The sequence below is a fragment of the Bradyrhizobium sp. BR 10289 genome (genome assembly GCF_019455385.1).
Taxonomy (GTDB): domain Bacteria; phylum Pseudomonadota; class Alphaproteobacteria; order Rhizobiales; family Xanthobacteraceae; genus Bradyrhizobium.
In genome coordinates, this window is the sequence record NZ_JACOFR010000014.1 from 1 (window position 1) to 22,363 (window position 22,363).

Annotated in this window: 19 protein-coding genes and 1 pseudogene; 9 read left to right on the forward strand and 11 right to left on the reverse strand. The window is 65.4% G+C overall.

What is annotated here, in order from left to right; translation table 11 throughout:
* The 5 genes and pseudogenes from HYH08_RS22180 to HYH08_RS22200 all read left to right on the forward strand — a co-directional run.
* Positions 1-135 (forward strand): annotated as a pseudogene (locus tag HYH08_RS22180) (branched-chain amino acid ABC transporter permease); the annotation flags it as partial.
* A complete protein-coding gene (locus HYH08_RS22185) occupies positions 132-1,130 on the forward strand; it encodes a branched-chain amino acid ABC transporter permease (RefSeq protein WP_220011949.1) in 999 nt (332 codons plus the stop codon). The pseudogene HYH08_RS22180 and the gene HYH08_RS22185, both read left to right, overlap by 4 nt.
* Positions 1,127-1,870: an ABC transporter ATP-binding protein gene (locus tag HYH08_RS22190; RefSeq protein WP_220011950.1), complete on the forward strand. Its 744-nt coding sequence runs from the start codon at positions 1,127-1,129 to the stop codon at positions 1,868-1,870. The genes HYH08_RS22185 and HYH08_RS22190 overlap by 4 nt, the downstream gene beginning before the upstream one ends.
* Positions 1,871-1,873: 3 nt before the next feature.
* Complete coding sequence (locus tag HYH08_RS22195) at positions 1,874-2,611, forward strand: ABC transporter ATP-binding protein (RefSeq protein WP_220011951.1); 738 nt, start codon at positions 1,874-1,876, stop codon at positions 2,609-2,611.
* Positions 2,608-4,479, forward strand: a complete 1,872-nt coding sequence (locus HYH08_RS22200) for a bifunctional sugar phosphate isomerase/epimerase/4-hydroxyphenylpyruvate dioxygenase family protein (RefSeq protein WP_220011952.1) — start codon at positions 2,608-2,610, stop codon at positions 4,477-4,479. Before HYH08_RS22195 ends, HYH08_RS22200 begins: the two co-directional genes overlap by 4 nt.
* 197 nt (positions 4,480-4,676) lie before the next feature.
* Here the strand turns inward: HYH08_RS22200 and HYH08_RS22205 are convergent, their stop codons facing one another.
* Complete coding sequence (locus HYH08_RS22205) at positions 4,677-5,849, reverse strand: ABC transporter substrate-binding protein (RefSeq protein ID WP_220011953.1); 1,173 nt, start codon at positions 5,847-5,849, stop codon at positions 4,677-4,679.
* A gap of 313 nt (positions 5,850-6,162) precedes the next feature.
* Here HYH08_RS22205 and HYH08_RS22210 point away from each other — a divergent pair, with 313 nt between their 5' ends.
* A complete protein-coding gene (locus HYH08_RS22210; protein ID WP_220011954.1) occupies positions 6,163-7,425 on the forward strand; it encodes an NAD(P)/FAD-dependent oxidoreductase in 1,263 nt (420 codons plus the stop codon).
* A 126-nt stretch (positions 7,426-7,551) separates the two neighbouring features.
* Here the strand turns inward: HYH08_RS22210 and HYH08_RS22215 are convergent, their stop codons facing one another.
* Complete coding sequence (locus HYH08_RS22215) at positions 7,552-8,763, reverse strand: ABC transporter substrate-binding protein (protein WP_220011955.1); 1,212 nt, start codon at positions 8,761-8,763, stop codon at positions 7,552-7,554.
* Between the two features lie 34 nt (positions 8,764-8,797).
* Positions 8,798-10,006, reverse strand: a complete 1,209-nt coding sequence (locus tag HYH08_RS22220) for a cytochrome P450 (protein WP_220011956.1) — start codon at positions 10,004-10,006, stop codon at positions 8,798-8,800.
* Between the two features lie 83 nt (positions 10,007-10,089).
* Here HYH08_RS22220 and HYH08_RS22225 point away from each other — a divergent pair, with 83 nt between their 5' ends.
* Positions 10,090-10,596 carry a MarR family winged helix-turn-helix transcriptional regulator gene (locus HYH08_RS22225; protein WP_220011957.1) on the forward strand — a complete coding sequence of 169 codons (507 nt, stop codon included), beginning with the start codon at positions 10,090-10,092 and terminating at the stop codon, positions 10,594-10,596.
* Between the two features lie 372 nt (positions 10,597-10,968).
* Here HYH08_RS22225 and HYH08_RS22230 read toward each other — a convergent pair whose 3' ends face one another.
* Positions 10,969-12,819 carry a feruloyl-CoA synthase gene (locus HYH08_RS22230; protein WP_220011958.1) on the reverse strand — a complete coding sequence of 617 codons (1,851 nt, stop codon included), beginning with the start codon at positions 12,817-12,819 and terminating at the stop codon, positions 10,969-10,971.
* A gap of 151 nt (positions 12,820-12,970) precedes the next feature.
* On the opposite strand from HYH08_RS22230, the gene HYH08_RS22235 reads away from it, so the two are divergent.
* Positions 12,971-13,465 carry a MarR family winged helix-turn-helix transcriptional regulator gene (locus HYH08_RS22235; RefSeq protein WP_220011959.1) on the forward strand — a complete coding sequence of 165 codons (495 nt, stop codon included), beginning with the start codon at positions 12,971-12,973 and terminating at the stop codon, positions 13,463-13,465.
* Positions 13,466-13,669: 204 nt separating this feature from the next.
* Positions 13,670-15,478: an allophanate hydrolase gene (gene atzF, locus HYH08_RS22240; protein ID WP_502788592.1), complete on the forward strand. Its 1,809-nt coding sequence runs from the start codon at positions 13,670-13,672 to the stop codon at positions 15,476-15,478.
* 108 nt (positions 15,479-15,586) lie between these two features.
* On the opposite strand, the gene HYH08_RS22245 is transcribed toward atzF, so the two are convergent.
* The 7 genes from HYH08_RS22245 to HYH08_RS22275 form a co-directional block, all read right to left on the reverse strand.
* Positions 15,587-16,309, reverse strand: a complete 723-nt coding sequence (locus HYH08_RS22245; protein ID WP_220011961.1) for a GntR family transcriptional regulator — start codon at positions 16,307-16,309, stop codon at positions 15,587-15,589.
* Positions 16,310-16,313: 4 nt separating this feature from the next.
* Positions 16,314-16,706, reverse strand: coding sequence for an oxalurate catabolism protein HpxZ (gene hpxZ, locus HYH08_RS22250; protein WP_220011962.1), 393 nt, complete (start codon positions 16,704-16,706; stop codon positions 16,314-16,316).
* A gap of 1 nt (position 16,707) precedes the next feature.
* Positions 16,708-18,102, reverse strand: a complete 1,395-nt coding sequence (locus HYH08_RS22255; protein WP_220011963.1) for an AtzE family amidohydrolase — start codon at positions 18,100-18,102, stop codon at positions 16,708-16,710.
* Between the two features lie 7 nt (positions 18,103-18,109).
* A complete protein-coding gene (locus HYH08_RS22260; protein WP_220011964.1) occupies positions 18,110-18,292 on the reverse strand; it encodes a DUF4089 domain-containing protein in 183 nt (60 codons plus the stop codon).
* 43 nt (positions 18,293-18,335) lie between these two features.
* A complete protein-coding gene (locus HYH08_RS22265) occupies positions 18,336-20,168 on the reverse strand; it encodes a dipeptide ABC transporter ATP-binding protein (RefSeq protein WP_220011965.1) in 1,833 nt (610 codons plus the stop codon).
* Between the two features lie 94 nt (positions 20,169-20,262).
* Positions 20,263-21,162 carry an ABC transporter permease gene (locus tag HYH08_RS22270; RefSeq protein ID WP_220011966.1) on the reverse strand — a complete coding sequence of 300 codons (900 nt, stop codon included), beginning with the start codon at positions 21,160-21,162 and terminating at the stop codon, positions 20,263-20,265.
* A gap of 3 nt (positions 21,163-21,165) precedes the next feature.
* Entirely contained in the window at positions 21,166-22,179 is a 1,014-nt protein-coding gene (locus HYH08_RS22275) for an ABC transporter permease (protein ID WP_220011967.1), read from the reverse strand.
* Between the last annotated feature and the right edge of the window lie 184 nt (positions 22,180-22,363).

The following is a 22,363-nucleotide window of genomic DNA, read 5'->3' on the forward strand; positions in this document are numbered from 1 at the left end:
GGCGTGCTCGACAACCTCGCGGCCGCCTATGTCTCGACGCAGTACCGCGCCGCCGTGCCGATGATCTTCCTGATCGCCGTGATCCTGTTCCGGCCGCAGGGCCTGCTCGGCCGCACCGAGGAGCGCACGGTATGAGCTTCTATGCCAAACCCCTCAAAATCGCGCTCGGCCTTGCCGTCATCGCCGGCCTGATCATCGTTCCCATGAACTTCAACCGCTACGGCCTGTTCATCCTGAGCCAGTGGGCGGTGATGAGCATCGCCGCGATGGGGCTGAACCTCACGCTCGGCTATGCCGGGCAGGTCTCGCTGGCACAAGGCGCCTTCGTCGGCATCGGTGCCTATGCATCCGCGATCATGACCACCCATGGCTGGCCGCTGCCGGCCGCGATCCTGGTCGCGATCGTCTTGAGCTTCGCGGTCGGCTGGGTGCTCGGCTATCCCGCGCTGCGCGTGCAGCATCACTACCTTGCCTTCGTCACGCTCGCCTTCTCGACGCTGGCCTTCCTCGTGTTCCGCAACGAGAGCTGGCTCACCGGCGGCATCTACGGCATCTCCAACATTCCGCGGCCGCACTTTTTCGGCCTCGCCACCAACAAGCCGCTGCCGTTCTACTATGTCTGCCTCGGCTCGCTCGCGATCGTCTCGCTCGCAGTGTGGTGGCTGATCCGCTCACCCTGGGGCCGCGCCTTCATGGCGCTGCGCGAGAATCCGCTGCGCGCGCAATCGCTCGGCATCGACACGCGGCGCTATACGCTGATGGCGTTCGCGATCGGCTCGGCGCTCGGCGGCGTCGCCGGCGCGCTCTATGCGCCGCTGACGCAATATATCGACCCCGTGCCCTTCAACCTGTCGCTCTCGCTCGACCTGCTGATGATGGTGATCGTCGGCGGCGCCGGCTTCTACTTCGGCCCGTTCCTCGGCGCGATGATCGCGGTGCTGCTGCCGGAATGGCTGCGCTTCACCGAAGGCTATTACCTGATGCTCTACGCGGTTGCGGTGATGTTGCTGCTGATCTGGTCGCCGACCGGCATTCTGGGAATCCTCGACCGCTATCTCGCCGAGCGCCGCACCAGGGCCGCCTCCGCACTGCGCGCCGTGGCAAAGTCGCGCCTGGAGACGGTGCAATGAGCGCGGTCCTCGAAGTCACCGACATCAAGAAGAGTTTTGGCGGCATCCACGCGGTCAATGGCGTCTCGTTCGATGTCCGCGAAGGCGAAATCCTCGGCCTGATCGGGCCGAACGGCTGCGGCAAGTCCACGCTGTTCAACTGCATCCTCGGCCAGCTCACGCCATCAGGCGGTGAAGTGAAGCTCGACGGCAAGGCGGTCACGGGCCTGCGCCCCGCCGAGCTCAACAAGCTCGGCGTCAGCCGCACCTTCCAGCTCTTGCAAGTCTTCCCAAAACTCTCGGTGCGCGAGAACCTGATCCTCGCGGGACAAGAGCACCAGGGCAACATGGCCTCGCGCTTGGTCGGCCGCTCCGATGCCGGGCTGACGGACGCCGCCAACCAGATGATCGGCTTCTTCAAGCTCGATCATCTTGCCGATGAGCCGGCCGGCGGCCTCTCCTACGGCCAGCAAAAGCTGCTCGATGCCGCCATGGCGTTCATGGGCGGCCCGCGCCTGGTGCTGCTCGACGAGCCCGCCGGCGGCGTCAACCCGTCGATGCTGGCGGACCTCAAGGATCGCCTGGTCGCGATCAACCGCGAGAAGAACGCGACCTTCGTCGTGATCGAGCACAATATGGAATTCGTGATGTCGCTCTGCTCGCGCGTGATGGTGATGGCGGAAGGCAAGGTGCTGGCGATGGGACGCCCCGACGAAGTGCGCAAGAATCCCGCCGTGATCGAAGCCTATTTGGGACATTAGACCATGAGCGAGGCGATCCTCTCGGTTCATAATCTCGTCGGCGGTTACGGCAAGATGACAATCCTGAACGGCACCACCTTCTCGGTACCGCCGGCCACGATCACCACCATCATCGGCCCGAACGGCGCCGGCAAATCGACCGTGTTCAAGGCGATCTTTGGCCTGCTCAAGCTTCGCGACGGCAAGATCAGCTTTGCCGGCCGCGACGTCACCCATCTGAGCCAGCGCGCGCTGCTCAATGCCGGCATCTGCTACGTGCCGCAGGGCCGCAACATCTTTCCCGAGCTCTCGGTCCGCAGCAATATCGAGCTTGGCGGCGTCTCGGCCGGGAAAGGCATCGACATGCCCGGTCGGATCGAAGCAGCCTTTGACCTGTTTCCGGCGCTGCGGCGGAAATCGACCCAGCAGGCCTCCACACTTTCGGGCGGCGAGCAGAAGCAGCTCGAGATCGCCCGCTCCTTGCTGCTCGACCCGAAGCTGGTGCTGATCGACGAGCCCTCGATCGGGCTGTCGCCGCTGATGGTGCAGCAGACCTTCGACATCCTCAAATCCTTGCGCGACCGCGGCGTCACCATCCTGATGATCGAGCAGAACGCGCGCTCGGCGCTGGAAATCTCCGACATCGGCATCGTGCTCGAGCTCGGCCAGACCCGCATGGTCGACGACGCGAAACGCATTCTGAACGATCCCCGCATCGGACAATTGTTCCTGGGCGGCGCGATGGAGGACAATGCAGCATGACCAAACGCTCGATCGCCACCGTCTCCCTCTCGGGGGCGCTGGACGAGAAGCTCCGCGCCATCGCGGCCGCCGGCTTCGACGAGGTCGAAATCTTCGAGAACGATCTGCTGTCGTTCGGCGCGGGCCCGCGCGACATCGCAAAGCTCTGCGGCGATCTCAATCTGAAAATCTGCGCGTTCCAGCCGTTCCGCGATTTCGAGGGCATGCCGGAGCCGCAGCGCACGCGCAATTTCGCCCGCGCGATGCGCAAGTTCGATCTGATGCAGGAGCTCGGCACCGATCTGCTGCTGATCTGCTCCAACGTCTCGCCCGCCTCGCTCGGCGGCATCGACCGCGCCGCGGATGATTTTCGCGAGCTCGGCGACCTCGCCGCCAAGCGCGGCTTGCGCGTCGGCTATGAGGCGTTGGCCTGGGGCCGCCACGTCAACGACTATCGCGACGCCTGGGAGATCGTGCGGCGCGCCGATCATCCCGCGATCGGCGTCATCCTCGACAGCTTTCACGCACTGGCGCCCGACTTTCCCGTTCGCGCAATGGCCTCGATCCCCGGCGACAAGATCTTCCTGGTGCAGCTCGCGGACGCGCCGAGGCTTGAGCTCGATATTTTGTCGTGGAGCCGGCACTTCCGCTCCTTCCCTGGCCAGGGTGATCTGCCGGTCGGTGAATTCATGCAGGCGATCGCCGCGACCGGCTATGCCGGACCGTGGTCGCTGGAGATCTTCAACGACCAGTTCCGCGCCGGCTCGGCCGCGCAAACCGCGGTCGACGGCCTGCGCTCGCTGATCCTGCTGGAGGACCAGCTTGCGCCGGATTGGCCGAAGATCGTCAGCGAGCCACTGGCGCCGAAGGCGAGGAGCCGCGGCACCGGGTTCATCGAGTTCGCCGTCAACGAGACCAAGGCGGGGGAGCTGGCCCGGCTATTCTCGCAACTGGGTTTCCGCAAGACCGGCAAGCATCGCAGCAAGGCGGTGGAGCGCTGGTCGCAGGGCAAGGTCGAGCTCGTGATCAATTGCGAGACCGACGGCTTTGCGCATTCGCACTACGTCACGCACGGTCCCGGCGTCTGCGCCATCGCGCTCGACGTCGACAATGCCGGCCTTGCGATGCAGCGCGCCGAGGCGCTGAAGGCGCGCACCTTCTATCAGCCGGTCGGCCCGGGCGAGCTGGAGATTCCCGCCATCCACGGCGTCGGCGGCAGCCTGCTCTACTTCCTCGACCAGGCCGGCAAGAACTGGGACACCGATTTCGAGCCTGTCGCGAGCAACCCCGGTGCCGACGCGCTGCTCGCCGTCGACCACATCGCGCAATCGATGCCCTATGACGAGATGCTGTCCTGGCTGTTGTTCTACACCGGCATCCTCGACCTCGAGCGCCTGCCACAGATGGAGATCGCCGACCCCCGCGGGCTCGTGCAGAGCCAGGCCATCATCAACGGCGACCAGAGCCTGCGCTTCGTGCTCAACGGCTCCTCCGCCAACCGCACCCTGCCCGCCCGCTTCATCTCGGAGTTCTTCGGCTCGGGCGTGCAGCACGTCGCGTTCTCGTGCAAGGACATCTTCGCGACCGTCGCCGCAATGCGCGCCCGCGGCGCGGACTTCCTGGACATCCCCGACAATTATTACGACGACATCGAAGCCAAATACGATCTCGCGCCCGACCTGATGGCGCAGCTGCGCGCCAACCACATCCTCTACGACCGCGAGGGCGACGGCGAGTTCTTCCAGGTCTACACGCACATCTTCGACGAGCGGTTCTTCTTCGAGATCGTCGAGCGGCGGAGCTATCAGGGATTCGGCGCAGCCAATGCCGGCATCAGGCTGGCGGCACAGGCCCGCGAAGTGCGCCCTGCAAGCATGCCGCGGGTGTAGCACTCTCTCCACGCCGTCATTGCGAGGAGCGAAGCGACGAAGCAATCCAGAATCCCTCCGCGGAAAGCCTCTGGATTGCTTCGCTGCGCTCGCAATGACGTTGTGGAGGCTATCGAGGAATTCGGCGCGCTGCGTCCCGCGGAGATTCCCCTCACCCCAGCCTCTCCCCGCAAGCGAGGAGAGGGAGAGGAGAGAACTCACTTCATCGGGCACTTGTCGTGGAAACGGTCCTGGTCGTCCGTGACGATGGTGGCAACGGTTTTCAGCGACAGCTCGCCTCCGGCACCCTTCACCACGTCCTGCAGATAGAAGTTCTGGATCGGGATGTGGTTGTTGCCGTATTTGAACGCGCCGCGCAGCGACTTGAAGTTGGCCTTCTCCATTTCGGCCTTCATCGCGTCTTTCTTGCTGGTATCGCCCTTCACCGCGACGACCGCGCTGTTGATGAGCTGCGCGGCGTCATAGGCCTGCGCGCCGTAATAGCTCGGCCGGGCGCCCGGATATTTCGCCCGGTAGTCGGCGACGAACTTCTTGTTCTGCTCGTTGGGTAAGTCGTTCACCCACTGCTGCGCGCCGGACACGCCGAGCGCATTTTCCTTCTGCAGCGGCAGCGTCGTTTCATCGACGGTGAAGGCGGTGTAGAGCGGCATCTGGCCCTTCAAGCCGGCCTGGACATATTGGTTGAGGAATTGCGCGCCGGCAGCTCCCGGATAGAACACGAAGATCGACTCGGCTCCGGAGGCACGAGCTTTCGCCAGTTCGGCCGAGAAGTCGAGCTGGCTCGGCCAGACCGTATACTCCTCGCCCTTGACCTCGCCCTTGAACGTGCTCTTCAAGCCCGAGAGCATGTCCTTGCCCGCAGCGTAGTTCGGGCCGATCAGGAACACGCTCTTGACGCCATTCGCGTTCATGTAGAGGCCCATCGCGGCTGGCGTCTGGTCGTTCTGCCAGGAGGTCGAGAACACGTAAGGGCTGCACAGTTCGCCCGCGAGCTGCGACGGGCCGGCATTGGCCGAGATCAGGAAGGTCTGCGAATCCACCGCCGTCTTCAGCGAGGCGAGCAGCACGTTCGACCAGATATAGCCGACGATGAAATCGACCTTGTCGGACTGCACCAGCTTCTCGGTCTTCTGCTTGCCGACGTCAGGCTTCTGGCCGTCGTCTTCGTAGATGACCTCGACCGGCTTGCCGTCCATCTTGCGACCCAGGTGATCCAGCGCGAGCTCGAACGAGTTGCGCATGTCGTTGCCGATCACGGCGGTCGGGCCGCTGAAGGTCGAGACGAAACCGATCTTGATGGTGTCGCCGGCGAATGCCGGATTTGCCAGCACCAGCGCCGCTGCGCCCGCCAGCCAGTATGCTGTCCTCATAACCAGTCCCCTCCTTATTATTGATCCCGGAAACGGGGTGATCGCCGCCCCGGGTCGTCTCTATTGAACGCAAAATCTGTCACGCCGCCAACGGCTCAGCGCCCGCCTCTGCACCATATTTCGCCCCAATTGGGGATGGCAAGAAATATAATTCTACTCACTTCGGCCAAGGCATGGTCAAGGCTGCGGCGCTTTTTCACGGGGGCATGTCGATACAGCGGGCCTATGCGGCGATTGATGACGGCTATTGGACTGCGGGTGCGCGATACGCACTTAATGAGAGGAGAGCAGCAGAGAGATTCGAGGGTGCATCATGTCCGGCAATCCCCACCGCGTCGTTATCGTCGGAGCCGGCTTCGGCGGGTTGGAGGCCACTTACAGGCTTGCGGGCGCGCCGGTCGAGATCACGCTGATCGATCGCCGCAACCATCATCTGTTTCAGCCGCTGCTCTACCAGGTCGCAACCGCCTCGCTTGCGACCAGCGAGATTGCCTGGCCGATCCGCCATCTGATGCGCGACCGCCGCGAGGTGACGACGCTGTTTGCGACCGTCAGCGGCGTCGACGCCGACCGACGTCGCGTGCTGATCGACGACGGCAGCGAGGTGCCCTACGACACACTGGTGCTCGCAACCGGCGCGCGCCACGCCTATTTCGGCCACGACGAATGGGAGCAATGGGCGCCCGGGCTGAAGACGCTGGAGGATGCGACCACCTTGCGCCGCCACATCCTGGTGGCATTCGAGCGCGCCGAGCGCGAGACCGATCCGGCCAAACGCGCCGCGCGGCTGACTTTCGTCATCGTCGGCGCCGGTCCGACCGGCGTCGAGCTCGCCGGCACCATCGCCGAGATGGCGCACCACACCCTGCCGGCCGACTTCCGCAACATCGACACCCACAAGGCGCGCGTGGTGCTGATCGAGGCGGGCTCGCGCGTGCTGGCGGGATTTCCCGACGATCTCTCCGCTTACGCGCAGGCGTCGCTGGAAAAGATCGGCGTCGAGGTCGTGCTGGGACAGGCCGTCACCGAGATCAACCGTGAGGGCGTCGTGTTCGGCGGCAAGCTGCTCGAGGCCAAGACCCGGATCTGGGCCGCGGGCGTGCGCGCTTCGCCCGCTGCCGAATGGCTGGGCGCGCCAGCCGATCGCGCCGGCCGCGTGCAGGTGGAGAACGATCTGACCATTCCCGGCCATCCCGAGATTTTTGCGATCGGCGACACCATCAACGTCAACGCCTGGAACGGCAAGCCTGTCCCCGGCATCGCACCGGCGGCGAAGCAGCAAGGCCGTCACGTCGCCGAGACCATCAAGGCGCGGCTGCGTGGCGAGAACAAGGGAGCGTTCCGCTACAAGCACTCCGGCAGTCTCGCGCAGATCGGCAAGCGGCTCGCGGTGATCGACTTCGGCAAGGTCAAGCTGCGCGGCACGATCGCGTGGTGGATCTGGGGCATCGCCCACATCTACTTCCTGATCGGCCTCCGCCACCGCCTCAGCGTCGCACTGAGCTGGCTGTGGATCTACGCACGGGACCAGCGCGCGGCGAGGCTGATCACGCAGGGGTCAAGCAAGGTGGTTTAGGGCACCTCTCGTGTCCCGGACGCGTCGCGGCATGAAATGACGCGACGCAGAGCCGGGGCCCAGAAGCCATGGGCCCCGGCTCTGCAGCGCAGCGCTACGCGCTGCACTGCGTCCGGGGCACGAGACCTACTTCACCAGTTCGCACCCGCCCTCCGCCAGCGGCCGGAACGCCTGCTCCGCCGGGATCGTCGAAACCAGCTTGTAATAGTCGTACGGATATTTCGATTCCTCCGGCTTCTTCACCTCGAACAAATACATGGGATGCACGACGCGGCCGTCCTGGCGGATGGTGGTGTCGCCGAACAGTTTGTCCTTGCCCTTGAACTTCTTCATTTCGGGCACCGCATCCTTGGCGTTGTCGCTACCGGTCGCCGCCACCGCATTGAGATAGGCGAGCGTCGAGGCATAGACGCCGGCCTGGTTGCCGCTCGGCATCTTGCCGTTCATCCCGGGCCGCGCGGCGAAGCGCTTTGCGAAGGCGCGGGTGTCGTCGTTCATGTCCCAGTAGAAGGCTTCCATCAGCTGAAGGCCCTGCGCGACCTTGATGCCCATGCCGTGGATGTCGTTGATGAAGAGCAGGAACGCCACCAGCTTTTGACCGCTCTGCTGCACGCCGAACTCGGCGGCCTGCTTCACCGCGTTGATGGTGTCGCCGCCGGCATTGGCAAGGCCGATCACCTGCGCCTTCGAGTTCTGTGCCTGCAACAGGAACGAAGCGAAGTCGGAGGTGCCGAGCGGATGCTTTGAGGAGCCCAGCACCTTACCACCGTGGCCCTCGATGTATTTCTGCGCCTCCGCCTCGATGCCCTTGCCAAGCGCGTAGTCGACCGTGAGAAAATACCAGTCCTTGCCGCCACGCGACATCATCGCAGCCGCGGTGGTGTTGCCGGTCGCCCAGGCGTCGTTGACCCATTGGATGGTGTTGGGCGAGCAGGCCTTGCCGGTGAGATCGGAGCTGGCCGTCGATGACGCCAGGAAAGTCATGCGGCTGTCGCGTAACAGCGTGTTGATGGAGAGGCCGACGGCCGAGTTCGGCACATCGACGATGGCATCGACGCCTTCGACGTCCAGCCATTTGCGCGCGATGGCGTTGCCGACGTCGGCCTTGTTCTGGTGATCGGCATAGACGATCTCGACCTTGATGCCCTTACCGCCCCCATTGAAGTCTTCCGCCGCCATACGCGCGGCCTCGACCGAGCCCATGCCATTGGTGTCCTGGAAGATACCGGAGATGTCGTTGAGCACGCCGATGCGCACGACATTGTCGGAGATCTCGGCGCTCGCCGCGCTGCTCATCAGGCTCGCGGCCATGACGAGCGTCCATTTCAAATTCTTCATTGCTCCCTCCCCCGTTGTTTTATAGCCGTTCGCGTCAGGCCGGCACGATCGTCACCGGCAGGCTGTCGAGCCCACGCAGCGTGTTGTTGAAGCGGCGTTTTGGTTCACCCGTGATCTCGATGCTGGCAACGCGGCGAGCCAGCGCCGAAAGTATCGTCTCGCCTTCGAGCCGGGCCACGAGCTGGCCGACGCACATGTGAATGCCGGAGCCGTAGCCGACATGACCAGAGGTGCGGCGCGTGATGTCGTAACTGTCCGCGTTTTCCCAGCGGCGCGGATCGCGGTTGGCGGCCGCGAGGAACATCAGCACCTTCTCACCCTCGCCGATGGCCGCGCCCGACAGCTCGACCTCGCGCGTCGTGGTGCGGAAGAAGGTCTGCACCGGGCTTTCGAACCGCACGGCTTCTTCGAAGGCGTTGCGCGCGAGTGTGAGATCCTCGCGCAGGCGCTGCCACTGCTCGGGGAAGCGCGCGAGGCAATAGACCGCAGCCCCGATACCATTGACAGTGGTGTCGAGGCCGGCCGACAGCAGCGAGCGCACCAGCAGCGGCGCCTCGGTCGCCGTGATGACCCCCTCGTCGACATGGGCATGAATGCAGGCGCCGATGCCGCCGGGCGTCAGGTTGTCGCGCTGGCATTGCGCGGTGACGTAGGCTTGGTGCGGTGCCGAGCGCGCGATTGCCTCCTGGCGCAATTGGTTCGGCGGACCGAAGGCGTTGAACACCAGGCTCGCATAGGGAATGAGGTTTTCGCGGCCTTCCGGCTTCAGACCCAGCGCATCCGGGAAGATCGAGAGCGGGTAGGCCTCGGCCAGATCCGCGATCGCATCGAAGCTACGCATCTCCAGCAGCGCGTCCACCCGCGCCTCGGCCGCGGCGGCAAAGCGGTCGCGCAGCCCCTTCATCACGGTCGGCGACAATACCTTCGATAGCACCGCGCGGGTGCGGACGTGCTCGGGAGGATCGGCTTCGAGGATCAGGCTCGGCGGCCGCCACGGCGTCTCCTTCTTGAAATCGGACAGGCCGACGCCGCGGCTGGAGCAGAACGTCGCGGGATCGTTCAGCACGGCGTGCACCTCGGCATAACGCGCCACGCCATAGACGTTCCATTTGTCGAGATAGACGACCGGCCCCGTCTCCCGCAGCAGTTCGTGCGTGGGATAAGGGTCGGCAAAAAAGTTCATCGCGAACGGATCGACGTCGAGATGCGGGACGCCTGATGCGGCTGAGCCGGGTGCGCTCATGAAGGTCCTCCCTTATTTTGATCTTGTGAAAAGGCGGTGCATGTCCTTAGGTCTGTCGGCACGCCGCGAGACAGAATCCCGATATGCCGCCGTCCTTGACCAGAGCCCGCCAGAAGCCTGCGCCTGCAGAAGCAGGACCGACGCTGGATCTCGACCGTTACGTCCCAGCCTTCATCACCTTCATCGCCAACAAGCTCTCGAACAGCGCGACGGCGCTCTATCAGAAGCAGTTCGGCGTCAACGTCACGGAGTGGCGGATCATGTCGCTGCTGGCGATCGAGCCCGGCATCCCCGCCTCGCGCATCTGCCACGTGATCGGCTTCGACAAGGGCCCGGTGAGCCGGACGCTGGCGGGTCTCGAGAAGCGGGGGCTGGTGTCGATCCGCACCGATCCGAACGATGGCCGCACCCACTCGATCTCGCTGACGGCGAGAGGCCGCGCCACTCATGACAAGGTGATCGTCGCCGCGTTCGAACGCGAGCGGCGGTTGCTGTCGTGTCTGTCGAAGGACGAGCGCGAGGTGCTGATCGATCTCTTGCGCCGGCTGCACGAGAATCTGGGCGCGGTGACGGGCGGCACCGAGGCCTGACGGGACCCGCGCCGGGCATGATCGCCTGCGATTTTCCGGCATGCGCAGGCATTTTCCTGCGGCACCCTCTTTGCCGAGCATCGTTTCCTCCCGAACGAGACGCAGCGGTTTCCCCGCCGTCATCTTCCCCGGAACGGTTCGCACAAATTAGTTGCTTAGGCAACAAAAGAATCATGCGGGGTATTGCGACAGAATGGCTGGCCCGATCGAGATGTGTCGTGTCCCGGACGCGCTGCAGCGTGAAACGCTGCTGCGCAGAGCCGGGACCCACGCAACCTCGTACATCACGAGAAATGGGCCCCGGCTCTGCAGTGCATCACCACGTGCTGCACTGCGTCCGGGGCACGATCGCCGTTGGCTGCCGCTCGGCCGTTACAACCCCACCCACTCCCCGGACGCATCATCATCCAGCCGCGCCACCGCATCGGCACGGCGCGCCAGCACGGCGCGCTGGTTGATGTAGCCCTTGTCGGTGATCTCGCCGCCGTCGACCGACGGTGGCTCGGCCAGCAGCAGCGCGCGCGTAGCGTGGCCGGAGGAGTTGGCGCCGTGCCGCTTAAGTTTCGCGAGGCCCTGCGCGACGGCGGTCCGAACCTCGTCATGCGCCAGCACGTCGCGCACGCCAGCCGTCTCGGGCAAACCAGCATGCGCACGGCACGCCAGGATGTTCGGGAACACCAGGAACCGCACCTCGTCGCCGCCATGACCGGTGACGACGATGTCCTGCGCCAGCGGCGCCAGGGCGGCGATGCCGGCGACGCGCAGCGTGCCGACGCTGACCCAGGTGCCGGAATTGAGCTTGAAATCTTCGGCGACGCGGCCGTCGAAGAACAGGCCGCGCTCGGGGCGCGCGGGATCGGCAAGCTTCACGGCATCGCCGATGAGATAAAAGCCCTCTTCGTCAAACGCCTGCTTCGTCAGCTCAGGTGCCTTCCAGTAGCCCGGCGTGACATTGGGTCCGCGTACGCGCACCTCCAGCTTGTCGCCTGACGTGACGAGCTTCAGCTCGGTGCCGGGAATCGGCACGCCGATATTGCCGGAGCGTTCGGCGAGGAAATGGCAGTCGGTCGCGAGCGGCGAGGTCTCGGTCGAGCCCCAGGCAGAGACCATCGGCAGCGGACGGCCAGCGGTCTCGACGGAGAGTTGCTCCAGCGCATCCCATAGATTTTGCGGCAAGGCTGCGCCGGCATAGAAGGCAAACCTCACCTCGCTGAAGAAGCGGCGGCGCAGCTCCTCGTCGCCGCGCAGCGCCGCGATCAGCATGTCGAAACCGCGCGGCACGTTGAAATACACTGTCGGCATCACGCTTTTCAGATTCGCGAGCGAGGTCGCAAACAGGCCGGGCGCGGGCTTGCCGCCGTCGATATAGAGCGAGCCGCCATTGCGCAGCACGAGATTGAAATTGTGGTTGGCGCCGAAAGTGTGGCTCCAGGGTAGCCAGTCGAGGATGACGAGATCGCTGCCGGCTTGTTCAAGGAAGGTCCAGGTCTGCGCTTTGGCCTGCTGGGTCGATGTCAGCATGCGCTGGGTGTTGATGACCGCCTTGGGCGTGCCGGTCGAGCCCGAGGTGAACAGGAATTTTGCGATCGTATCAGGCGTCACCGCGGCAAATGCCTGGGCTACATCGCTGGTCTCGGGCGTCGCGGCGATGGCACGGAAAGCGAGCGCATCGGCATCGCTGGCATTGCCGCTGATGACCTTTGCCGTATGCAGCGGCTCGATCGCGGCGAGAGCCGCCGCAAATGCTTTCGTGGCGGAGACATAGATCGCGCCCGGCTGAAGCAGCGCGATCATGCTCTTGAGCTTGTCAAAGTCTTTCGACACCAACGAATAGGCCGGCGAGATCGCCGCCGAGGGCACGCCGACATGCTGGGCGGCCAGCGCGAGCAGCGCGTGGTCGATGCTGTTGTCGGAGAGGATGACGACGGGGCGCTCGGCGCTGAGGCCTTGCGCCAGAATCCAGGACGCTGCCGCGCGCACTCGCAGCAAGGCGCCTGCATAGGTCACCGTGGCCCATGGCGTATCGGCGCCGTCTCGCTCGGCGAGGAAAATCTTGTCCGGCGTCTGCCGCGCAAAATGCTCCAGCCAGTCACCGATGCAGCGCGCGCTGGCGCGCAGAGGCTCGCCCGAGCGCAGCAGAATGCTGCCGTCGGCGCGGCGCTCCGCGACGGTTTTCGGCGTTGCGAACAGGCTTTCTGCGTCACCGCGAGCGGCGGTTGTCATGGTTTCCTCCTCGCCCCGAAAGCTTCGGAACGGCCGCAGCCTCGTTCCGGGCTGCTTTGACCATAATGTTGGGCATGGCAATTGTTGTCGTCAACAACAATCTTTCGCTTTGGCCGCTGGGGCGCTAGGATTGCTCGACAGGAGACACGATGTGACAGCCGGCGCAGCCCAAGCTTCCCCGCGCAAACGCGCCGGCAACGGCGCCGCGCGGCGGATCGACGCGGACGAGATCGGCCTCGACGCGCTGGTCGGCCACGCCGGCTATGCCGTGCGGCGCTTCCAGATCTGGATCTTCCAGGACTTCATCAAGACGCTGGGCAACGTCGACATCCGCCCGACACAATATTCGGTGCTGACAGTGATCGGCGCCAATCCCGGCCTGTCGCAGATGGCGGTGGCAAAACGCCTCGGCATCGAGCGCGCCCGGCTGGTGCATCTGCTCGACAGCCTTGAGCAACGCAAGCTGGTGAAGCGGGTCAAGTCGAAGGCGGACCGACGCTCCCACGCGCTGCACCTCACCGCCCAGGGCGAGATCGCGCTGGCCAAGTTCAAACGGCTCGCCGCCGAGCATGAGCGGCACGTCGAGGACAAGATCGGCAAGGCGAACCGGGAGCGGCTACTCCAGATCCTCGCCGGCTTCACTTGATCTCGCCTGCCCATGATTTGGGCAGATGCCCGTAACAGGGCGTTCGCCCGACGGTCCGGCCGTCCGCCGAAATATCCCACAACCCACTGATCTCTCGATAATATCCGGGGTGGGGACCGTGCCCGGATTCTGTACACAATGGCACATCGCTTGCTTCAATCGGGTGAGACCTGTTGCCGGAGTTTTGTCGCCATGAAGGCTGAGATGGGGGCTGAGCAGCCTGAAACGATCGCCGCGATCGTGGCCGCGCATCGCGCGGGCACGATGACGCCGGCTGAGACGATCGCCCGCACCTATCAGCGCATCCGCGACCACAACGATCCCGCCGTCTTCATCAGCCTGCGCGACGAGAAGGATGCGATCGCGGAAGCCGAGAAGCTCGCCGCGCGCCCGGATGCGGCGAGCCTGCCGCTCTATGGCATTCCGGTCGGCGTGAAGGACAATATCGACGCGCTCGGTTTTCCGACCACGGCGGCGTGTCCGGCCTTCTCCTACACGCCGACGCATGACTCGACTGCAGTGGAGCGCCTGCGCGAAGCCGGCGCGATCATCATCGGCAAGACCAATCTCGACCAGTTCGCAACCGGCCTCGTCGGCGTGCGCTCGCCCTATGGCATCCCCAGGAACGCGATCCGCGAGGATCTCATTCCGGGCGGCTCCAGCTCGGGATCGGCGACGGCCGTCGGCGCGGGGCTCGTGCCGCTCACGCTCGGCACCGACACGGCCGGCTCGGGGCGCGTGCCGGCGATGCTCAACAACATCGTCGGGCTGAAGCCGAGCCTCGGCATGATCTCGACCGCGGGCCTGGTGCCCGCCTGCCGCACGCTCGACTGCATCTCGGTGTTCGCGCTGACCGTGGACGATGCCGCGCTCGCGCTCTCCGTGATGGCCGGCCCGGATCAGGCCGATCCGTTCTCGCGCGACCGGCCGCTTGGTGCACTCACGCCGTTCCCGGCGAATTTGCGCCTGGGCGTCCCGCGCAACGGACAGTTGATCTTCTTCGGCGACAAGAAGGCGGAAGCAGCTTATGCCGACGCGCTGAAGCGCTGGACATCGCTCGGCGCGACGCTGGTCGAGTTTGACCTCGAGCCGTTCTACGAGACCGCGCGGCTGCTCTATGAGGGGCCCTGGGTCGCCGAGCGCTATCTCGTGATCAAGAACCTGCTGGCGTCCGCACCTGACTCAATTCATCCGGTCACGCGCGAGATCACCGCGGCGGGCGCGCGGCTGACGGCGGCGGAGACCTTCTCGGCGCTCTATCGCCTGCAGGGCCTGCGCAAGATCGCCGAGCGCACCTTTGCCAATATCGACGCGCTGGTGCTGCCGACGGCCCCGACCGCCTATACGACCGCGCAGGTGCTGGCCAATCCGATCGAACTCAACAGCCGGCTCGGCACCTATACCAATTTTGTCAACCTGCTCGATCTCTGCGGCCTTGCGGTGCCGGCGGCGATGCGCACGGACGGCATTCCGTTCGGCATCACGCTGCTTGCGCCCGCTGGCCGCGATGCGCTGCTTGCGAGCATCGGCCGCGTGTTTCATGCGGATACGAAACTCACGACTGGCGCAAAGGGCGTAGCGCAGCCCGCGCTAGTTCCGCCGCCCGCCAATTACGGCGACGAGATTCCGATCGCGGTGGTCGGCGCGCATCTCTCCGGCATGGCGCTGAACGGCGAATTGAAGGCACTGAACGGCAAGCTGGTCGAAGCGACAAAGACAGCGCCTGACTACAAGCTCTATGCGCTCCCGACCACGCCGCCGAAGCCGGGCATGCTGCGTGTCGAGACCGGCAAGGGCGCGTCGATCGAGCTGGAGATCTGGTCGCTGTCATCGTCCGCCTTTGGCAAGTTCGTCAACGCGATCCCTGCGCCGATGGCGATCGGCACGGTGCGGCTTGCGGATGGTCGCAGCGTGAAGGGCTTTCTCGTCGAGCCGGAGGTGCTGGGCGAGGCGCGCGACATCACCGCGTATGGCGGCTGGCGGAAGTTTGTGGTCGAAGCCGCGGCGTCATAACCGGTTTCGTAGGGTGGGCAAAGCGGAGCGTGCCCACCATCTGTGCCCATCATTAAAAGAACGTGGGCACGGCGCTTTGCGCCTTTGCCCACCCTACCGAGCGTGCGTCTACACCGACACCGCGTAAATCTCATACTCCCCGCGCACCAGCTCGATATGCGCGCGCATCGCGGCGGCTGCGCCCTGCTTGTCCCCGCGCATGATGGCGACGACGACGCGGTCGTGCTCGGCCTGCGACTTTGCCAACCGGCCGAGATTGCGGAACTGGGCGCGGCGGAACGGCTGCACGCGGACGCGCGTCGCCAGCGTGATCTCGGCGATGTAGCCGTTCTGCGAGCCCGCATAGATCGCGTTGTGGAAGCGCTCGTTGACCTCGTGGAAGCGATCCGGGTTGCCGGCATAGCTCAGCACCCGCAGCTCTTCGTGCACGGCTTCGAGACCGTGACGCTCGGCCGCAGACATGCGCTCGGCGGCAAGGCCGGCGCACAGCGCCTCCAGCTCCGCCATCGCCTCGAACATGCTCTTGAGACGCTCGATCGAGGGCTGCGCCACCACCGCGCCGCGATGCGGCCGCGCCTCGACCAGGCCGCTCGCCACCAGCTGGCGCAGGGCCTCGCGTACCGGCGTGCGCGAGACGCTGAAGCGCCGCGCGATCTCGGTCTCGTCCAGCGGCGCACCGGGAGGCAGGGTTCCACGTACGATCTCGTCGGCCAATTGAAGCCGCAATTCCTCGGCGCGCGTCACCTTGTGCACGCTGGGCTGCGCCCGGTCGACCCGCGGCACCACCGGCTCGGCCGGCAGTGTCCCGGGCGGAAGATCGTCAAGCGTCATACGGTCAGGTCTCTTTCGGCTCGTCGATGATGCTGACATGGGCCGCGACGACGCGCCAGCCCTCCGGGAAGCGAATCCAGGTCTGCATCTGCCGGCCAACCTTGCCGGGAGCCGTGTCGCGATAGAACAAGGTGGAGGCCACGGCCGTGTCGCGGCCGTAGCTGGAGATGACGGTTTTCGCGGTCCGGCGGTTGAGCCCCACCGGCGAACGGCCGGCGCGGAAGCCGGAGATCGCCTCGTAGCCGTAGAGGTTCTCGCCGATGCCGTAGCGCAGGGTGCGGGAATCGTTGCGGAACAGCTCGCCGAGCACGGCGACGTCGTTGCTGACGAGGGCCTGCTCATAGCGCTCGAAAGCGGCTTTGACTTCCGCGATCACCTCGGGGAGATCGATCTCCATGTCAGAATCCTCTTGGAGCTGGCGCGGATACGACGCCCATCTTCTCAAGCGCGTAGGCGACGCGCAGCGCGATGTCCTCGCGCCAGGGCGCGGCGATGATCTGCACGCCGATCGGCAGCGGCTCGAGTGGCACCGGCACGGCGACCACGGGCAGGCCGATGAACGAGATCGGCTGGGTGTGGATGCCGATATTGGCGCGCACCGGCAGTTCGACGCCGTCGAGAGTGAACATGACCTGCCCGAGCTTGGGCGCGGTGCAGGGCGTCGCGGGCGCGATCAGCACGTCGACCGATTTGAAGATCTCGGCGAATTGCGCACGATACCAGCGGCGGAATTTTTGCGCGCGGTCGACCAGCGGCGCCGGCACCATGGCGCCTGCGATCAACCGGTCGCGCACGGCCGGGTCGAAATCGTTCGGGCGCTTGCGCAGGCGGTCGAGATGCAGCGAGGCGCCCTCGGTGGTGCTGATGACGTAAGCCGCGGCGCGGGCACGGGCGGCCTCGGGCACGTCGACGGTCTTCGTCGCACCGAGCGCCTTGGCGACGCGGCCGACGGCTTCGACCGCCTCGGGAAACACGTTCTTCTGGAAGTAGCCGCCGGCGATGCCGATACGCAAATCCGAAACCGGATTGGCGAGCAGCGGCAGCGTCGGCTCGAGGCCGCGCGTGGTGCAGGCGGCATCGTCGGCATCCGGGCCCTGCATCGCGTCATAGGCGAGCGCGAGGTCGGTGACCGAGCGTGCGAACGGGCCGAGATGATCGAAGCTCGCCACGAATGGAAACGAGCGCGCGCGCGACAGCCGGCCATAGGTCGGCTTCAGACCAAAGATGCCGCAAAACGACGAGGGCACGCGGATCGAGCCATTGGTGTCCGAGCCGAGCGCGATCGGCACGAGCGCGCCGCCGACGGCGCTGCCCGAACCGCCGGAGGAGCCGCCGCTCATCCGCGTCGTGTCATGCGGATTGCGCGAGGGACCATCATGGACGTTCTCGCCGGTGAAATCGTAGGCGTATTCGCCCATGTTGAGCGCGCCGACGAGAACCGCGCCGGCAGCTTCCATGCGCTCGATCAGCGTCGCGTCGCGCCTCGCCGGTGCGAGCTCGCGGTTGATCTTCGAGCCCGCGCGGGTCGGCAGGCCCGTGACGTCGAACAGGTTCTTCACCGCGAAGGGCACGCCGGCTAGCGGGCCGACATCCTTGCCGGCGGCGATGTCGGCATCAATGGCGCGCGCCTTGGCGCGGGCGCGATCGGCGGTGACGTCGGTGAAGGCGTTGAGGATGCCGTCATGCTGCTTGATGCGCGCGAGCGCGGCTTCGGTGGCGGCGAGCGCGGACAATTGGCCGCCCGCCACCGCTTTCGCGATCTCGGCAGCATTCATCTCTGGCTTGGCGGTCATGGCGACGTCAGGCCGTAAAAACAGGCGCCGGCTCGGTGTCGTCCGGCAGCGCGAATTCGTCGACCAGGCGGGCGAGCCGCAGCGATACTTCGAGATTGGCGCGAACCGCCGGCCTCCAGGCCTCTTCGACCGGCAGCGCCAGCGCTTTGGAAACGGCGTCGATGTAGTCGTCCAGTGGTTCGGCGGCCATCACTCTCTCAAACTATGCATCTCGCAAGATACTGGCGTATCTGTCAGTGAACCGGCAACGGCGGATGCGGGATCGCCGTCAGCAGCTCCTTGGTGTAGTCGTCCTGCGGATCACTGAGGACTTTTTCGGACGTCCCCTCTTCCACGATTCGACCGGTCCGCATGACAATGACACGATCGCACAACAAGCGCACTACATTCAAATCATGCGAGACGAACAGATAGCTCATACCTAGCCGCGCCTTGAGGTCCTGGAGCAGGTTCAGGACCACGGCCTGCACCGAGACGTCCAGCGCCGCGGTCGGCTCGTCCAGGATGACCAGCTTGGGGTGCAGGGCAATGGCGCGGGCGATGCCGACGCGGGCCTTCTGGCCGCCGGAGAGCTGGTGCGGGAAGCGATCCAGCAAATTGTGCGGCAGGCCGACCATGGTGGCCAGCTCCTCGCAGCGGGCGCGGAGCGCATCGCGGCCCTTGATGTCGCCCAATTGCATGATGGGATCGGCGATGGCGCGGGCGGCGGTGAAGCGCGGGTTGAGGCTGTCGGTCGGGTCCTGGAACACCATCTGGATGCGGCTGCGCTGCGGCAGCCGGGCAAACGACGCCGGCTGGATGGCGCCGATGTCCTCGCCGTCGAACTGGATCAAGCCGGAGGTCTGGTCGAGCAGCCGCATCACCATCATCGAGGTGGTCGATTTGCCGCAGCCGGATTCGCCGACGAGGCCGACGCTCTCGCCATGGCCGATCGCGAAGCTGATGCCGTCGACGGCGCGGAACACGTCGGGCTCCACCGGCGGCTTGCGGCCGAACAGCTTTCCGAGCGTCGCGGTGGCGCCCTGGCGGGGGTATTCCTTCACGAGCTTTTCGATGAGGAGAAGGGGCTGGCCACTTGCACCACTCTGCTCCCTCTCCCCGTCCTTCACGGGGAGAGGGTTGGGGTGAGGGGCTGTCTCCGCGAGCACGGTGCTGGGAGAGTCCCCCTCACCCGCCATGCTGCGCATGTCGGCCTCTCCCCGCGTGCGGGGAGAGGCGAAGGATGCCGCCGCACTTGCTTCCTCTTCAGGCAGCAAGTCTCGTAGAGAGACGCCGAGCCGCGGCGTCGCGCGCATCAGCTTCTTGGTGTAGGGGTGCTGCGGGTTGGCAAAGATGTCGGCGGCTTTTGCGGTCTCGACGACGCGGCCTTTCTCCATCACGACGACGCGGTCGCAATAGGCGGCGGCGAGGCCGAGATCGTGGGTGATCAGGATGGTCGACATCGCCTTGCGTTTTGTCAGCTCGACGATCAGGTCCATCACCGCCTTCTGGGTGGTGACGTCGAGACCCGTCGTCGGCTCGTCCGCGATCAGGAGTTGCGGATTGCAGGCGAGCGCGAGCGCGATGACGACGCGCTGGCACATGCCGCCTGACAGCTCGAACGGATAGGCGTGATAGCGCTCGCGCGGGCGGGCGATCTTGACCTGCTCCAGCGCTTCGATCGCCTTCTCACCTTGATCGGCAACCGTCGCCTGCTGCACATGGGTGCGCAGCACGTCCTCGATCTGGTCGCCGACTTTCCGGATCGGGTTGAGCGCGGCGCGCGGGTTCTGGAAGATCATCGAGACTTCGCGGCCGCGCAGGTCCCGCATCTGGTCTTCGGTCGCGGCCTTGACGTCGATGCCGGAGAACATCACCGAGCCCTCCGCGATCTTGCCGGCTCGGTCGAGGATGCGCATCACCGCGTAGGACGTCACCGACTTGCCGGAGCCGGACTCGCCGACGATGGCCAGCGTCTCGCCCTTGGCGACGGAAATGTTGACGTGCTGCACCGCTTTGACGATGCCGCGGCGGGTGGTGAATTCGACCGTGAGGTCCTGGACGTCGAGCAGCGGCTGGGCGGTCATGGGCGGCTCCCGTCACTCAAGAAATCGAAAACAACCCCATGCACAGTAGAAGCCGCACCGAAATCATTGAGGAATTTTTGCCGGTCGCTCGCCATCAGGTCCTCCGCTGGGGGTCGACGATGTCGCGCAGGCCGTCGCCGAGGAGGTTGAAACAGAACACAGCGATCATCAGCGCGAGGCCCGGAAACAGCGCGATCCACCATTCGCCCGACACCATGAAGCCGGCGCCCTCGGCGACCATGATGCCCCATTCCGCGGTCGGCGGCCGGACGCCGAGGCCGATGAAAGAGAGCCCTGCGGCATTCAAGATCGCATAACCCATGGTCAGCGACATCTGCACGATCATGATCGGCATGATGTTGGGGAGGATATGCACCAGCAGGATGCGGAATTCGCCGTTGCCGGAGAGCCGCGCGGCCTGCACGAAGCCGGCGTTGCGGCGGACATTGGCTTCGGCGCGGGCGACGCGGGCATAGAGCGGGAAGTTCACGATCGCGGTGGCCAGAATGATGTTCTGCACGGTGTTGCCGAGCGCGGCGACGATACCCATCGCCAGCACGAACAGCGGGAACGCCATGATGGTGTCGGCGATGCGGCCGACGATACGGTCGGTCCAGCCACCGAAATAGCCCGCCGCGATACCGGCGAGCCCGCCCATCAAAAACACCAGCACGACGGAAGCGACCGCGATGAAGGTGTCGAGCCGTGTCGCCACCACGACGCGGCTGAAAATGTCGCGCCCGAGCTGATCGGTGCCGAACCAGTGCGCCGCCGAGGGCGGCTTCAGCGCCGCCGCGGTGTCGGAGGCGAGCGGATCATACGGCACCACATAGGGACCGAAGATCGCGGCGATCAGGATCACAATCAGCAGCGCGAAGGCAAAGCCGGTGACCTTGTTCTCGCTGAGCACATAGCGGGTCTGTTCGAGAACCGCGGTAAGGCCCGAGGTGCGGGCAGGGCCGACGGGTTCAACAGCAGGCGCAACGGAGCTCATGAATCAGCCCTCCAACCTGACGCGCGGATCGATGACGCCGTACAAAATGTCGATCACGAGATTCAAAAGCACGTACATCACCGCCATGGTGAGGACGAAACCCTGCACCGGCGCGAAGTCCGAGGAGATCAGCGCTTCCACCGCATAGGAGCCAATGCCTGGCCAGGCGAACACTTTTTCGACCAGCACGTTGGCGCCGAGCAGGAACGAGAACACCATGCTGAGCGTGGTGATCACGGGCAACATCGCGTTGCGGAAGGCGTAGGTGACGATGACGGTTGCCGGCGACAGGCCGCTGGCACGCGCGGTGCGGACGAATTCGGAGGCGAGCACCGCCAGCATGGAGGCGCGGGTCATGCGCGCGATCGGCGCCAGCGAGAAGATCGCCAGCGTCGTCGCGGGCAGGATGAGCTGGCTCAGCGCCGAGCGCCACGCTTCGAAGTCGCGCGCGATCAGGGTATCGATCAGGTAGAAGCCCGTCACCGTCGGCGGCGCGCTGTAGAACACGTCGAGACGGCCGAGCGGCGCGGGCGACCAGCCGAGCTGGAAGTAGAATAAATACACCAGCACCAGGCCAGTGAAGAACACCGGCAGCGACACGCCCGCTGTCGTCGTCACCCGGCATAAATGATCGACCCATGATCCCGGTCGCGTCGCCGCGAGCACGCCGAGCGGAATGGCGATGACGATCGAGACGATCAGGCCGAGCAGCGTCAATTCAGCCGAGGCCGGCAGACGGTTGCGGATTTCCGCCGCGACCGGTTGACCCGTCGTCAGCGAGTTGCCGAAATCGCCGTGGGCGAGATCGTTGGTGTAACGAAAGAACTGCTCGATCAGCGGCCTGTCGAGGCCGAGTTTCTTGCGGATCTGCTCGACGGCTTCCTTGGTCGCGGCGGGACCGGCGAAGTACGCGGCGGGATCGCCGGGCAGCGCGCGCGTCAGCAGGAAGGTGACGATGACGACACCGATCAGCGAGGGGATCGCGAACATCAGGCGCTTGCCGATCATGGCCAGCATGGGGTGCTCCGCAGGTTTGCTTCGCCTCTCCCGCTTGCGGGAGAGGCCGACGCGCTCGCAGAGCGCGGCGGGTGAGGGCTATCGCCGCGCAGGGATATGCTCCGCAGCGCCAGGCAATCCCGACGCGGAGAGACCCCCACCCCGGCCCTCCCCCGCAAGCGGGAGAGGGAGCCCACTGCCGATG

Bases quoted from the DNA above. Each gene is read 5' to 3' on its own strand.
- HYH08_RS22260 (WP_220011964.1), bottom strand. From the start codon at position 18,292: ATGGCCGCCGAACCACTGGACGACTACATCGACGCCGTTTCCAAAGCG.
- HYH08_RS22190 (WP_220011950.1), top strand. From the start codon at position 1,127: ATGAGCGCGGTCCTCGAAGTCACCGACATCAAGAAGAGTTTTGGCGGC.
- HYH08_RS22215 (WP_220011955.1), bottom strand. From the start codon at position 8,763: ATGAAGAATTTGAAATGGACGCTCGTCATGGCCGCGAGCCTGATGAGC.
- HYH08_RS22255 (WP_220011963.1), bottom strand. From the start codon at position 18,102: ATGACCGCCAAGCCAGAGATGAATGCTGCCGAGATCGCGAAAGCGGTG.
- hpxZ (WP_220011962.1), bottom strand. From the start codon at position 16,706: ATGGAGATCGATCTCCCCGAGGTGATCGCGGAAGTCAAAGCCGCTTTC.
- HYH08_RS22195 (WP_220011951.1), top strand. From the start codon at position 1,874: ATGAGCGAGGCGATCCTCTCGGTTCATAATCTCGTCGGCGGTTACGGC.
- HYH08_RS22220 (WP_220011956.1), bottom strand. From the start codon at position 10,006: ATGAGCGCACCCGGCTCAGCCGCATCAGGCGTCCCGCATCTCGACGTC.
- HYH08_RS22185 (WP_220011949.1), top strand. From the start codon at position 132: ATGAGCTTCTATGCCAAACCCCTCAAAATCGCGCTCGGCCTTGCCGTC.
- atzF (WP_502788592.1), top strand. From the start codon at position 13,670: ATGGGGGCTGAGCAGCCTGAAACGATCGCCGCGATCGTGGCCGCGCAT.
- HYH08_RS22245 (WP_220011961.1), bottom strand. From the start codon at position 16,309: ATGACGCTTGACGATCTTCCGCCCGGGACACTGCCGGCCGAGCCGGTG.
- HYH08_RS22275 (WP_220011967.1), bottom strand. From the start codon at position 22,179: ATGCTGGCCATGATCGGCAAGCGCCTGATGTTCGCGATCCCCTCGCTG.
- HYH08_RS22265 (WP_220011965.1), bottom strand. From the start codon at position 20,168: ATGACCGCCCAGCCGCTGCTCGACGTCCAGGACCTCACGGTCGAATTC.
- HYH08_RS22230 (WP_220011958.1), bottom strand. From the start codon at position 12,819: ATGACAACCGCCGCTCGCGGTGACGCAGAAAGCCTGTTCGCAACGCCG.
- HYH08_RS22200 (WP_220011952.1), top strand. From the start codon at position 2,608: ATGACCAAACGCTCGATCGCCACCGTCTCCCTCTCGGGGGCGCTGGAC.
- HYH08_RS22270 (WP_220011966.1), bottom strand. From the start codon at position 21,162: ATGAGCTCCGTTGCGCCTGCTGTTGAACCCGTCGGCCCTGCCCGCACC.
- HYH08_RS22210 (WP_220011954.1), top strand. From the start codon at position 6,163: ATGTCCGGCAATCCCCACCGCGTCGTTATCGTCGGAGCCGGCTTCGGC.
- HYH08_RS22205 (WP_220011953.1), bottom strand. From the start codon at position 5,849: ATGAGGACAGCATACTGGCTGGCGGGCGCAGCGGCGCTGGTGCTGGCA.
- HYH08_RS22225 (WP_220011957.1), top strand. From the start codon at position 10,090: ATGCCGCCGTCCTTGACCAGAGCCCGCCAGAAGCCTGCGCCTGCAGAA.